This window comes from Streptomyces sp. TRM68367 (assembly GCF_014495685.1).
Taxonomy (GTDB): domain Bacteria; phylum Actinomycetota; class Actinomycetes; order Streptomycetales; family Streptomycetaceae; genus Streptomyces.
This window is the reverse complement of the sequence record NZ_JACTVI010000025.1, coordinates 22994-36315: the sequence shown is the minus strand read 5'-3', so window position 1 is coordinate 36315 and position 13322 is coordinate 22994. Positions and strand designations below refer to the sequence as shown.

10 protein-coding genes and 1 pseudogene are annotated in these 13322 nt (G+C 70.5%); 2 read left to right on the top strand and 9 right to left on the bottom strand.

The features are described 5' to 3' along the window. Positions 1-64 precede the first annotated feature (64 nt). Both hemW and H8R17_RS46910 read right to left on the bottom strand, forming a co-directional pair. Complete coding sequence (hemW, locus tag H8R17_RS18425; protein WP_187824301.1) at positions 65-1297, bottom strand: radical SAM family heme chaperone HemW; 1233 nt, start codon at positions 1295-1297, stop codon at positions 65-67. Positions 1298-1355: 58 nt separating this feature from the next. Next, positions 1356-4136, bottom strand: coding sequence for a SpoIIE family protein phosphatase (locus tag H8R17_RS46910; RefSeq protein WP_262505335.1), 2781 nt, complete (start codon positions 4134-4136; stop codon positions 1356-1358). Positions 4137-4490: 354 nt separating this feature from the next. Here H8R17_RS46910 and H8R17_RS49280 point away from each other — a divergent pair. After that, positions 4491-4565, top strand: a pseudogene (locus tag H8R17_RS49280) (response regulator); the annotation flags it as partial. A gap of 80 nt (positions 4566-4645) precedes the next feature. Here the strand turns inward: H8R17_RS49280 and H8R17_RS18405 are convergent. Together H8R17_RS18405 and lepA are read right to left on the bottom strand one after the other, a co-directional pair. Next, the gene (locus H8R17_RS18405; RefSeq protein WP_187824300.1) at positions 4646-6520 is read right to left on the bottom strand and encodes a long-chain fatty acid--CoA ligase; all 1875 of its coding nucleotides are present in this window, start codon (positions 6518-6520) and stop codon (positions 4646-4648) included. Positions 6521-6769: 249 nt separating this feature from the next. Next, on the bottom strand, positions 6770-8638 hold the full coding sequence (gene lepA, locus H8R17_RS18400; RefSeq protein ID WP_187824299.1) for a translation elongation factor 4: 1869 nt from the start codon (positions 8636-8638) through the stop codon (positions 6770-6772). 233 nt (positions 8639-8871) lie between these two features. Here lepA and rpsT point away from each other — a divergent pair, with 233 nt between their 5' ends. Beyond that, on the top strand, positions 8872-9138 hold the full coding sequence (gene rpsT / locus H8R17_RS18395) for a 30S ribosomal protein S20 (RefSeq protein ID WP_187824298.1): 267 nt from the start codon (positions 8872-8874) through the stop codon (positions 9136-9138). Positions 9139-9322: 184 nt separating this feature from the next. Here rpsT and H8R17_RS18390 read toward each other — a convergent pair whose 3' ends face one another. The 5 genes from H8R17_RS18390 to H8R17_RS18370 all read right to left on the bottom strand — a co-directional run bounded on the left by H8R17_RS18390 (position 9323) and on the right by H8R17_RS18370 (position 13319). Continuing rightward, positions 9323-9718 carry a nuclear transport factor 2 family protein gene (locus tag H8R17_RS18390; protein WP_187824297.1) on the bottom strand — a complete coding sequence of 132 codons (396 nt, stop codon included), beginning with the start codon at positions 9716-9718 and terminating at the stop codon, positions 9323-9325. A 351-nt stretch (positions 9719-10069) separates the two neighbouring features. Continuing rightward, entirely contained in the window at positions 10070-11059 is a 990-nt protein-coding gene (gene holA, locus H8R17_RS18385; RefSeq protein WP_187824296.1) for a DNA polymerase III subunit delta, read from the bottom strand. Positions 11060-11190: 131 nt separating this feature from the next. After that, positions 11191-11436, bottom strand: a complete 246-nt coding sequence (locus H8R17_RS18380; protein ID WP_187824295.1) for a hypothetical protein — start codon at positions 11434-11436, stop codon at positions 11191-11193. Between the two features lie 17 nt (positions 11437-11453). Beyond that, positions 11454-12290: a YceI family protein gene (locus tag H8R17_RS18375; protein WP_399476905.1), complete on the bottom strand. Its 837-nt coding sequence runs from the start codon at positions 12288-12290 to the stop codon at positions 11454-11456. Between the two features lie 189 nt (positions 12291-12479). Further along, entirely contained in the window at positions 12480-13319 is an 840-nt protein-coding gene (locus H8R17_RS18370; RefSeq protein WP_187824293.1) for an arylamine N-acetyltransferase, read from the bottom strand. Positions 13320-13322 lie beyond the last annotated feature (3 nt).

Sequence of the window (13322 nt, the reverse complement as noted above, 5' to 3'; positions counted from 1 at the left end):
GGCAGCCTACGAACCAGGTTAGGGACCGAACCGACGTTCCGCACCGATTCACTCGCCGGGGTGATCAGTCCACGAGGTCCCGTACCACCGCGTCCGCCAGCAACCGCCCCCGCAGCGTCAGCACCGCCCGCCCTTCCGCGTACGGCCCCGCCTCCAGCAGCCCCTCCCCCAGCGCCCGCCGCGCAGCCGCAAGCCCCTCCTCCCGCAGCAGCTCCAGCGGCACACCCTCCCTCAGCCGCAGCTCCAGCAGGATCCGTTCCACCCGGCGGTCCTCCTCCGAGAGGACCTCGCGCCCCGCCCCCGGTGACCGCCCCGCGGCCAGCGCCGCCGCATACGCGCCCGGGTGCTTCACGTTCCACCAGCGGACCCCTCCGACGTGGCTGTGGGCCCCCGGCCCGGCGCCCCACCAGTCGGCGCCCCGCCAGTACAGCTCGTTGTGCAGGCACCGCCCGGCCTCCGAGGCCGCCCAGTTCGAGACCTCGTACCACTCGAAACCGGCCGCCGACAGCGTCTCGTCGGCGACCAGGTACCGGTCGGCGTGCACGTCGTCGTCCGTCACAGGGATCTCGCCGCGACGGATCCGGCGGGCCAGCTGCGTGCCCTCTTCCACGATCAGCGCGTACGCCGAGACGTGGTCCGGCCCGGCGCCCAGGGCCGCCTCCAGGGACGCCCGCCAGTCGTCGTCGGACTCCCCCGGCGTGCCGTAGATCAGGTCCAGGTTCACGTGCTCGAAGCCCGCCGCACGGGCCTCCGCGACGCACGCCTCGGGGCGGCCCGGCGTGTGCGTGCGGTCCAGGATCTTCAGCACGTGCTGCCGCGCGCTCTGCATGCCGAAGGAGAGCCGGTTGAAGCCGCCCTCGCGGAGGGCCGTGAGGTACGCCGGGTCGACCGACTCGGGGTTGGCCTCCGTCGTGATCTCCGCGTCCGGCGCCAGCCCGAACTCGTCACGGATCGCCGCCAGCATCCGTACGAGATCACCGGCGGCCAGCAGCGTCGGCGTACCGCCGCCGACGAACACCGTGCGGACCGGCCGCGGATCGTCGCCCAGCACCTTGCGGGCGAGGCGCACCTCGTCGATCAGCGTCTCGGCGTAGGTGTCGCGGGAGGCGAGGACGCCGCCGGTGCCGCGCAGCTCGGTCGCGGTGTAGGTGTTGAAGTCGCAGTAGCCGCAGCGGGTCGCGCAGTACGGAACGTGCAGGTAGAAGCCGAGGGGCCGGTCGGCGATGCCGGCGAGCGCGGCGGCGGGCAGCGCACCGTCGGCGGGGACGGGCTCGCCGTCGGGGAGTGCGGAAGGCATGCGTTCCATTGTCCCGCACCGGTACGCATGCCCCCTCCGCCCACTCCGCCGGCTCCGCCTACTCGGCCTGGAGCACGAGCAGCGCCAGATCGTCCTCCGGCGGCCGCGCCCCGAACTCGTGCACGAGCCGCTTGATGCGCTCGGCGATCAGCTCCGCGCCCATCCCCGCACAGCCCGTCAGCGCCGCCGCCAGCCCGTCCCCGTCGTCGAACTGGCGGGAGCCGCAGCGCCGCTCGGTCACGCCGTCCGTGACGCACAGCAGCGTGTCGCCGGAGCGCAGTTCGAAGGTCTCGCTGGTGTACGTCACGTCCTCGACGACCCCGAGCAGGGTCTGCGGCTGCGCGGCCGTGTGCACCTCGCCGTCCGGGCCGAGGAGCAGCGGCAGCGGGTGCCCGGCGGAGGCGAGGGTGCAGCGGGCGCCACCGTCGAAGGGGACCAGCTCGCCGTACAGCAGGGACAGGAAGCGGTTCTGCGGGCCGTCGCCGGGGCCGACGGGTCCCACGAGGGCGCGGGCCGCCGCGTCGGCCGCCTCCGTCGCGTCGTCGAGGAGGAGCTGGTTGAGGCGGTCGAGGACGCCGGCGACGCCGTACCCCTCCCGGGCCAGCAGCCGCAGCCAGGGCCGGGCCAGGCCGATGACGACGGCGGCTTCGGGGCCCTTGCCCTGGACGTCGCCCAGGGCGAAGCACCAGCGGCCGTCGCGGGCCGGGAACAGGTCGTAGAAGTCGCCGCTGGGCCCGCCCTTGTCGCACGGCTCGTAGACCAGGGCGCTGCGCACGCCGGGGATCTCGGCGACGGCGCCGGGCAGCAGGCCGCGCTGGAGTACGGCGCTGATGGTGGCCTGCCGGGCGTACTGGCGGGCGGCGCCGATGGCCAGCGCGACACGGCGGCCGAGGTCCTCCACGAGCCCGGTGATCTCGTCCGGGAACCGGGCTATCCCGGCCCGCCCGATGACCAGCGTCCCCAACGGCCTGCCACCGGCGACAAGCCGGTACGCCAGCGCGACGCCGCGGGCGGAGTCGGCACCGCTGGGGTGGTCGGTTCCGTCGGCACGGTAGGCACCGCTGGCGCGGTCGCTTCCCTGTGCGCCGTCAGCGTCGTGGGAATCGTCGCCGCCGCGCGCGCCGAGCGCGTCTTCGGGCCCGGAAACGCCGTCAGCACCGCATGCCCCGTCCGCGCCGGAGGCACCGGGTGCTCCGGCGCCTCCGGAGCCTCCGGAGGCACTATCCGCGCCTGGTGCGCCGGGTACCGTAGCCGCGCCGGATGCGCGGAGTACCGCGGACCCGCCGCCCACACCGCCCGCACCGCAGGCCCCGTCCACACCGCCGGCGCCGGATGCTCCGCCCACCCCGGACACGCCAGCCCCGCCAGACCCGCGACCCCCGTTGAGGACCTCCCCCGGCCACGGGTAAGGAATCGGCCCGGTGCCTAGCGAACCGGGCGGATGCGGCGGCGGCTCCTTCTCCAGGGCCCCGCGCAGTTCCTCGATGCGGTTCTCGCTGCCGTGCCAGACGCGGGCCAGCCGGGGCCCGGGCGCTCCGGAACCCCCGCTCCAGGCACCGCGGCCCATGCCCTCGTCCTCCAGCCACACCGCGCACCAGTCGGCGAGCCGCGGCACGATCAGCTGCCCGGCGAGCGCCGCGACCAGGTTCTCGTCGAGCTGCCCGGCGAGCAGATCGGAGGCCTCGGCGAGGAAGGACAGGGCACCGCGCCCCAGCCACGTCCCGTCCCGATCACGCCCGTCCCGCCAGACCCGCCAGTCCCGGCCGCCGCTCCAGCCCCGATCGTCATGGCTGTCGGACCAGCCTCGATCGCCTCGGCCCTCGGCATGACCCCGCTCACCGTGGCCCTCGGCCCAACCCCGATCATCACCACCGTCAGGCCATTTCCGGCCACCACCACCGACGTCCCTGCTCCGATCGTCATGGCCCTCGGCCCCACCCCGCTCACCGTGACCGCCGACCCAGTCCCGATCATCACCACCGTCAGGGCACTGACCACCCTCGGGCTTCTCCCGGTAGTCACCACCCTCGCTCGGCTCCCGACCGTCACCCCCACACCACTGCGGACCGGCACCACGCTCACGCGACTCCTGACCGCCACCTCCGCCGGACCACTTCCGGCCACCACCAACGCCCCCGTCCCGGCCGTCGTGATCGCCCCGACCCGGCCAGTCCCGCCAGTCCCGCCGGACCCCCTGGTCCCCCTGGCCGCACAGATCCCCCCAGCCGTCCCCACAACCCCCCTCTTCCCACAACGGATCCGGCGCCAGAATCTCCGCCACCGTCAGCCCGCGCGCCAGCTCCTGCTCCCCGGTGTACGCCTCGATCCGCTCCGTCGCCGCGCACCTCTCGGCGGGCAGCCGTGCCCACACCGTCTTGGTGCCCGTGCGGTAGGTGATCCCCCAGGCCTCGGCGAGCGCGGCGACCAGCCCCAACCCGCGCCCGTACTCGGGGATCTCGCCGGGCACCTCGGCCGCGTCGGAACCGCGCGGGGCGCGCGAGGGGTGTTGGTCGGAGACCTCCACGAGGAGCGCAGCCGTGCCCTCCACGTCGCCCTCCATCCAGCAGGCCAGCTCCACGTCGGTGCCGGCGTGCACGACGGCGTTGGTGACCAGCTCACTGACGACCAACGAGGCGTCGTCGGCGAGCCGGTCGGTGACGTGCTCGGTGCCGGGCAGACCGAGTTCGGCCCACTCGGCGATCGCCGCCCGCACCAGCGCACGCGCGGCGCCCGGAGCGAGCGAACTTCCGGCCAGGGTCGCGTGCGCCCGCGCGCGCTCCTGCGCAGGCGCCTCAGAGGCACGGGAAACGGTCTCCCGTTGCGTCGGAATGGCCCCCATCGGCAGCTCCCCCGGCCCGTTCGTACGAATAAACCTCAGTCAGTGCCGACAGGGTGACAGACCGGGCACGCTCATAAGCGCCGAGTTACCGAAGTGGGCCGCCATGAGTGAGAACAGTGCTACAGGAGTGTTCGAAGACGGTCAGGAAACCGGCCACGGGATCGCGGCCGAACTCACCGCGGCCCACAACCAGATCATGGGCCGCAGCCTGCGCTTCCCCCCGGAAGCGCGGCGCGTCCGGCGGGAGTGGCGCGGCACGGTCGCCTGGACGAGCGGCTCGCGGCGCGCCCGGGACAGCGCTGCCGGACCTCCCACGTCAACGACGTCGAACACCTGCCCGGCATCCGCATGCCCGGCATGGACGACTCCGGCCACGCCTTCCGCGGCTACGCGACCGGCGCGGCCGACTACTTGACCAAGCCGTTCGACTCGGCTCCGCCGCGTGGGCGCGACCAGCCACCACGCAGCCGCAGCCGCAGCCGCAGCCGCCGCACAGTCCCCACCACCGCCTACGCTTCGCGCGCCCCCGCGTACATCTCCTCGATCAGATCCTTGTACTCCCGCTCCACAACCGGCCGCTTCAACTTCAGACTCGGCGTTATCTCGCCGTGCTCCACATCAAGATCCCGCGGCAGCAACCGGAACTTCTTGATCGTCTGCCACCGCTGAAGCCCTTCGTTGAGCTGCTTCACATATCCGTCCACCATCTCCACCGTGGCCGGCGCGGCGACAACCTCCGCGTACGACTTCCCCTCCAGCCCGTTCTCCTGCGCCCACTGGAGAATCGACACCTCGTCGAGCGCGATGAGCGCCGTGCAGTAGTTCCGGTCGGCCCCGTGCACCAGGATGTTGGACACGTACGGGCACACCGCCTTGAACTGCCCCTCGACCTCGGCGGGAGCGATGTACTTGCCGCCGGAGGTCTTGATCAGGTCCTTCTTGCGGTCGGTGATCCGCAGATATCCGTCGGGCGACAGTTCACCGATGTCCCCGGTGTGGAACCACCCGTCCGCCTCCAGCACCTCGGCGGTCTTCTCGGGCAGCTTGTGGTACCCCTGCATGACCCCGGGCCCGCGCAGCAGGATCTCCCCGTCGTCGGCGATCCGCACCTCCGTGCCGGGCAGCGGCTTGCCGACCGTACCGGTGCGATATGCCTCACCGGGGTTCACGAAGGACGCCGCAGAGGACTCCGTAAGTCCGTAGCCCTCCAGGATGTGGATCCCCGCGCCCGAGAAGAAGTAGCCGATCTCCGGCGCGAGGGCGGCGGAACCCGACACGCACGCGCGCAGGTTGCCACCGAAGGCCTCCCGGATCTTGGCGTACACGAGCGCGTCGGCGACCTTGTGCTTCGCGCCGAGCGAGAACGGCACGGAGGCGGTGCCGGTGCGCCGGAAGTTGTCCTGCGCGGTCTTGGCGTACTCGCGGGCCACCGCGGCGGCCCACTGGAAGATCTTGTACTTGGCACCGCCGCCGGCCTTCGCCTTGGCGGCGACGCCGTTGTAGACCTTCTCGAAGATCCGCGGCACGGCCGCCATGTACGTCGGCTGCACCACCGGCAGATTCTCGATGATCTTGTCGACGCGGCCGTCGACGGCGGTGACGTGCCCGACCTCGATCTGGCCGGAGGTGAGCACCTTGCCGAAGACGTGCGCGAGCGGCAGCCACAGGTACTGCACGTCCTCGCCGCTGATCAGCCCGGTCGCGGCGATCGCCTTGGCCATGTACGCCCAGCAGTCGTGCGGCAGGCGCACGCCCTTGGGGCGGCCGGTGGTGCCGGAGGTGTAGATCAGGGTGGCCAGCTGGTCCCTGGTGATCGCGCCGACCCGCTCCTTGACCAGGTCGGGGTCCTTCTCCAGGCGGGCCGCGCCCCGGCTCTCCAGCTCGGCGAGGGAGAGGATCCAGTCGCCGGTCTCGACGCCGGCCGGGTCGACGACGACCACATGCGTCAGGTCGGGCAGCTCGCCGCGCTTCTCGCGCGCCTTGGTCAGCTGCTCGGCGTTCTCCGCGATCAGCACCCGGCTCTCGGAGTCGGAGAGGATGTACGCGGACTCGTCGGCGTTGGTCTGCGGGTAGACGGTGGTCGTGGCCGCCCCGGCGCACATGATGCCGAGGTCGGCGAGGATCCACTCGTACCGGGTGGCGGAGGCGAGCGCGACCCGCTGCTCGGGCTGCACCCCCAGCTCGATCAGGCCGGCCGCGATCGCGTAGACCCGCTCGGCGGTCTGCGCCCAGCTCAGCGACTTCCAGTCGTCGGGGCCCTCACCGGAGGCCGAAGGGACGGGATAGCGGTACGCCTCAGCGTCCGGCGTGGCCGCCACGCGCTCCAGGAAGAGGGTCGCCACGCTCGGCGGACGGTTCTCGATCAGTGTCTGTGTGTCGCTCACGACATCCTCCGGGGCCCGCGCAGTGCGGCCGACTCAGGTGCGGCTGGTTTCACTCACGCGACGTTGTTTAACTCGCGAGTAACTATCGAGCAGGGATCAGAGTAAAGGGCGACCGGCCACCGCGTAAGGGTTCACGGCCTGTCTCTTTCGACAGAGAGCTACCCCGCGTACGCACAGGGACCCGCCGCACTTTCGCGCGACGGGCCCCTGTTGCACCCAGTTTGGGGTGTAACCCAAGGTAAGGGGCAGTTACTTCCTACCCTTCCCCGACCCCGCGCTGTCATCGCTCGACAGGACCGCGATGAAGGCCTCCTGCGGAACCTCCACGGAACCCACCATCTTCATCCGCTTCTTGCCCTCCTTCTGCTTCTCCAGCAGCTTCCGCTTACGGGAGATGTCACCGCCGTAGCACTTGGCGAGGACGTCCTTGCGGATGGCGCGGATGGTCTCGCGGGCGATCACCCGGGAGCCGATGGCTGCCTGGACGGGCACCTCGAACGCCTGCCGCGGGATCAGCTCCTTGAGCTTGGCGACGAGCCGCACGCCGTACGCGTATGCCTGGTCCTTGTGGGTGATCGCCGAGAACGCGTCGACCTTGTCGCCGTGCAGCAGGATGTCGACCTTGACGAGTGAGCTGGTCTGTTCGCCGGTGGGCTCGTAGTCCAGCGAGGCATAGCCGCGGGTCTTGGACTTCAGCTGGTCGAAGAAGTCGAAGACGATCTCGGCGAGCGGGAGGGTGTAGCGGATCTCGACCCGCTCCTCGGAGAGGTAGTCCATGCCGAGCAGGACACCACGCCGGGTCTGGCACAGCTCCATGATCGAGCCGATGAACTCGCTCGGCGCGAGGAGCGTGGCGCGTACGACGGGCTCGTACACCTCGTTGATCTTGCCCTCGGGGAACTCGCTCGGGTTGGTGACGGTGTGCTCGGTGCCGTCCTCCATTATGACGCGGTAGACCACGTTCGGCGCGGTCGCGATCAGGTCGAGGCCGAACTCGCGCTCCAGCCGCTCACGGATCACGTCGAGGTGCAGCAGGCCCAGGAAGCCGACGCGGAAGCCGAAGCCGAGGGCGGCGGAGGTCTCCGGCTCGTAGACCAGCGCGGCGTCGTTGAGCTGGAGCTTGTCGAGGGCCTCGCGCAGGTCCGGGTAGTCGGAGCCGTCCAGCGGATACAGGCCGGAGAAGACCATGGGCTTGGGGTCCTTGTAGCCCCCGAGCGGCTTCTCGGCTCCCTTGGTCTGCTGGGTGATGGTGTCGCCGACCTTGGACTGGCGGACGTCCTTCACACCGGTGATGAGGTAGCCCACCTCGCCGACGCCGAGCCCGTCGGCGGACAGCATCTCGGGCGAGTTGGTGCCGATCTCCAGCAGCTCGTGGGTGGCGCCGGTGGACATCATCCGGATGCGCTCACGCTTGCTGAGCTGCCCGTCCACGACGCGGACGTACGTCACGACGCCGCGGTAGGAGTCGTAGACGGAGTCGAAGATCATGGCGCGCGCGGGGGCGTCGGCGACGCCGACCGGGGCCGGGACCTGCTCGACGACCTTGTCGAGCAACGCCTCGACGCCGAGGCCGGTCTTGGCGGAGACCTTGAGCACGTCGTCGGGCTCGCACCCGATGAGGTGGGCGAGCTCGTCGGCGAACTTCTCGGGCTGCGCCGCCGGCAGGTCGATCTTGTTGAGCACCGGGATGATCGTGAGGTCGTTCTCCATCGCCAGGTAGAGGTTGGCGAGGGTCTGTGCCTCGATGCCCTGGGCGGCGTCGACCAGGAGGATGGTGCCCTCGCAGGCGGCGAGCGACCGCGAGACCTCGTAGGTGAAGTCGACGTGCCCCGGGGTGTCGATCATGTTCAGGATGTGCGTCCTGCCGGGTTCGTGGGTGGGCGCCCACGGCAGCCGCACGGCCTGTGACTTGATCGTGATGCCGCGCTCACGCTCGATGTCCATGCGGTCGAGATACTGGGCGCGCATCTGCCGCTGCTCGACCACGCCGGTCAGCTGGAGCATCCGGTCGGCGAGTGTGGACTTGCCGTGGTCGATGTGCGCGATGATGCAGAAATTGCGGATCAGAGCCGGGTCGGTACGGCTCGGCTCGGGCACATTGTTAGGGGTCGCGGGCACGCAGGGTCCTGATTCTTGAGGTATCCGCCGGGTGACGGTCTCGGGTCGGATCGATACGTAGCTTCCATGGTCCCACGGGTGGGCGGTGGCGACCGGTTTGGGCTGCCGAAAGGGCCGCTGGTAGTGTAGGTGGCCGTGCCTCCTGCCCTCTCAGCGCGAGGCACGCCGATCATCCAGGTCGATCATTCAGGTCGAACATTCAGACAGTCTGAACACTCTGAAAAGGCTCATTCGTGGCGAACATCAAGTCCCAGATCAAGCGGAACAAGACGAACGAGAAGGCGCGCCTGCGCAACAAGGCCGTCAAGTCGTCGCTCAAGACCGCGATCCGCAAGGCCCGTGAGGCCGCTGCCGCGGGTGACGTGCAGAAGGCCACCGAGTTGCAGCGCGTTGCCGCGCGTCAGCTCGACAAGGCCGTCTCGAAGGGCGTCATCCACAAGAACCAGGCCGCGAACAAGAAGTCCGCGCTGGCTCAGAAGGTTGCGTCCGCCAAGGGCTGACACCCGACTTGACCGCCGGAGGGAATCGAGCGGGCCCTCTCTCATCCGCTCCCGTCCGGCACCCCGAGCCTCGTTCGCGGCCTGCGTTCGCCACGCGGGAACGGGCTCACCGGCTTCAACCGAAGGCCCCGCCTTCCGCTCTTCCCCGGAGCGGTCAGCGGGGCCTTCGGCATGGCCCGGTCGGTCACGTCCAGAACTCGTTGCTGCTGTCGATGTCCTCGACGCACTCGTCGATGTCGGTCAACTTGTCCCCGACGATCCGGAAGACGAGGGCGCCGGTCTCGTCGAGCCGCTTTCCGCCCCGTTCGGCGGTGAAGCGGTGCACGGAGACCGCGTGCCCCCGGCCGTCGACGAGGATGTTGCGCAGATCGACCTGGATCGTCCCGGCGGTCTCCTCGAAGAGCCGCCGGTACATGTCGACGATCGCGTCCTGCCCCTTGAAGTCGCCCGACAGCGGGTGGCTGCCCGGCACGTGGTGGGCGCAGTCCCCGGTCATCAGGCCGCGCAAGCTGTCCATGTCACCGCGCACAAAGGCCTCGTAGCCCTTGCGGACGATCTGGGCGTGGGGGTGTTCAGCCATGACAACCGCCACCTTCCGTGTGTTCGGCGTTGGTGGGCTGACATCTCTGATTGTCCTCGCCGGGGCGGTTGAGGCGACTGGATCACCGGCTGTGCTGCAGGTGGGCTGCGGCTGGGACACAGGCGCGCTGCTGCGGATGGGCTGCGGCTGGGACACAGGCGCGCTGCTGCCGGTGGGCTGCGCACGGGCCACTGCGGACTGCGGATGGGCAGCGCCGGATACAAGCGGACTGCCGGTCGGCTGCGTACGGGTCACAGCGGACTGCAGATGCACTGTGCGCGAGCCGCAGGTGGGCAGCGCGGGGGTGGGCTGTGCGTGGACACAGGCGCTGCGGGTGGGCTTACGGGTGGCCTACGCCCTGCCTCTCGACCGGGCCGCCCGCGCGATCGTCACGACCGCCTTCTCCAGGGCGTACTCCGGGTCGTCGCCGCCGCCCTTCACCCCGGCGTCGGCCTCCGCGACCGCGCGCAGCGCCACGGCGACCCCGTCCGGTGTCCACCCCCGCATCTGCTGCCGCACACGGTCGATCTTCCAGGGAGGCATGCCCAGCTCACGGGCGAGGTCGGCGGGCCGGCCCCCGCGCGCCGAGGACAGCTTCCCGATCGCCCGCACACCCTGTGCGAGCGCGCTGGTGATCATCACGGGCGCCACACCGGTCGCCAGGGACCAGCGCAGCGCCTCCAACGCCTCCGCCGCCCGCCCCTCGACCGCACGGTCGGCGACGGTGAAGCTTGAGGCCTCGGCACGGCCGGTGTAGTACCGCCCGACGACCTCCTCGTCGATCGTCCCCTCCACGTCGGCGACCAGTTGGGACACGGCGGACGCCAGCTCCCGCAGATCGCTCCCGATCGCGTCCACGAGCGCCTGGCAGGCCTCGGGCGTGGCCGACCGCCCGGTGCCGCGGAACTCTCCCCGCACGAACGCCAGCCGGTCCGCCGGCTTGGTCATCTTGGGGCACGCCACCTCCCGCGCCCCCGCCTTGCGCGCGGCGTCCAGCAGCCCCTTGCCCTTGGCCCCACCCGCGTGCAGCAGCACGAGCGTGATCTCCTCGGCCGGCGCCCCCAGATACGCCTTCACGTCCTTGACCGTGTCAGCCGACAGATCCTGCGCATTGCGTACGACCACGACCTTGCGCTCAGCGAACAGCGACGGACTCGTCAACTCCGCGAGCGTCCCCGGCTGCAACTGCTCCGACGCCAACTCCCGCACGTCCGTGTCGGCATCGGCAGCCTTCGCAGCCCGCACAATCTCCTGCACGGCCCGATCAAGCAACAACTCCTCCTGCCCCACGGCAACCGTCACAGGGGCAAGCGGATCATCATTCGCATTCTTCCTGGCCATCGCGACAAGCATCCCACGGCCCACTGACAACGACGCCCGGACGCAGCTCGCAGGCCCCCAGGGCGGCATCCCGCAGCGCCGGGCTGCGCGACCCACTTCCCGGCCAGTACTCACGCCGGGCAACCGCCCCGCTATGGCTCCTCCCGCCACCCCTCCCACTCCCCCACAAACTCATCCAGCTCCCCCGGATCGAGCCGGCCCTCCTCATCCCGCAGCACAACCAGCCACTGCGCATCCTCCGCATCGTCCTCCCCAGCCAGCGCATCCCGCACCAACTGCGGCTCCTCCCGCACCCCGAACCGCTCCCCAAGCGCCTGCGCAACCTCCTCCGCGGCATCACGATCGGGCAGCACCAGCACATGTCTCACATCGCTCACGAGCCCATTTTCCAAGCTCACCTCTTGGGGACGAGCTGCACATCCAGATCGACCTTGATGCTCGGCCCCACCACCGCGATCCCCCGCGCCAGCATCGTCTGCCAGCTCACCGTGAAGTCGTCCCGGCGCAACTCGGTGGACGCCCGGCACGCCGCCCGCATCTCCCCCTCCATGCCGTTGCCGAGCCCCAGATACTCCGTGTCCAGCGTGACCGTACGCGTCACCCCGTGCAGAGACAGCGCCCCGGTGACCGCCCACCGGTTACCGCCCCGATGCGCGAACCGATCGCTGTAAAACTCCAGCGTCGGAAAGCGCGCCACATCCAGAAAGTCGGCGGAGCGCAGATGGTCGTCGCGCATCTTCACGTTCGTGTCGATGGACGCCGCGTCGATCACCACATGCATCGCCGACCGCTCCACCGGCTCGGCCACCCGCACCACCCCCGCGAAGGAGTTGAACCGCCCGTGAATCCGGGCCAGCCCGATGTGCCGCGCGGTGAAGGCGATCGCGGAGTGCGTCGGCTCGATCTCCCAGTCACCCGGCGACGGCAGCTCCGGCGGGCGGGCCACCTGCAGGGTCACGTCACCGAGCGAGGCCAGCGAATCCTCGGTGACCATCGCGGTCGCCCGGTACGGCGTGTACCCCTCGGCCGACACCGCGAGCCGGTACTCCCCCGCGGGAAGCGTCGTCACGAACGACCCGTAGGGATCCGCGCCCCCGCTGACCACCGTCCGTCCCATGGTGTCGCTGACCGCGAACTCGGCATGCGTCACCGGCGCGTTGACCGGATCCAGCACCCGGCAACTCAGCACCCCGGCATGCGGCGCGGTCCGCACAGACGCCAGAGGACTCATCCGCTGCACCCGGTTCGTCCGGGTACGCCCCACCCAGCGGCTCAACATGCACGACACCTCTGCGACTCGACGTCCGATTGACGAAGATGCATTCGACCACTCATGAGGCTTTCGAGCAACACGCGTCCGGACCGCGGGAAACCAGCACATGTGCTGGTACTACGCAGAAGTAGCCCTCTGTGATGCGAATTAGCCGTCCCGGTCGGGAGTCCGCACTATGGGCACCTCGCCGAGCTCGATCCCGAACCGCTCCCTGTACGCCGCGAGCACCTCCTCGTCCTCCTCCAGTTCCCGTACGTCCTTCGCCCCGTCGGCGGCCGTCACCGTCAGTCTGCGGCCACTGAGCGTGATCCTCCCTCCGTCCTGCGTGATCCGAGAACAGACCAGGGACTGCGTGAAGTGCGACCGTGGCGACGTGCTGTGCCACCACGCCCCGGCCACGAAGTCGCCGAGCACCCGCGGCCGCACCTCCAGCCGGTACTCGCGTCTGCCGTCCCGGATGACATCCAGGTCCCCGGCCCCCACCGGGTCGGACCCGCCACGCACCCCGGCCCGGTCCGGCCCCGCCTCGGCGATCCGGAACGTGCCGCCGGGATCCGCCTGTTCGCCCCGCTCCCCGAACGCGAGCGGACAATGACTGTGCGTCCCGAACCCGATGTCGGCCAGCCAGTCACCCCCGTCCTCCGTCCGCACCCGCAGCGCGATATGGTCGTGCGGGATCCCGAGCCGCCCGTCGGGCCCGTACACGCGCGCCGCGAGCAGGGTGACGTCGAAGCCCAGCGCGGTGAGCAACACCCCGAAGCCGCCGTTGAGTTCGTAGCAGAACCCGCCCCGCCGCGCGCCCACCAGCTTGTCCAGCAGGCGCTTCTCCTCCAGCACGATCTCCTCTCCGAGGTGAATGGACAGGTTCTCGAACGGCACGGTCCGCAGATGGCGCAGATGCAGCTCGCGCAGGACATCGGAGGTGGGCCGGTCCGGGTGCTCGGCTCCCAGGCGGCGGAGATAGGCGTCGACCTGTACGGAATCCATGAC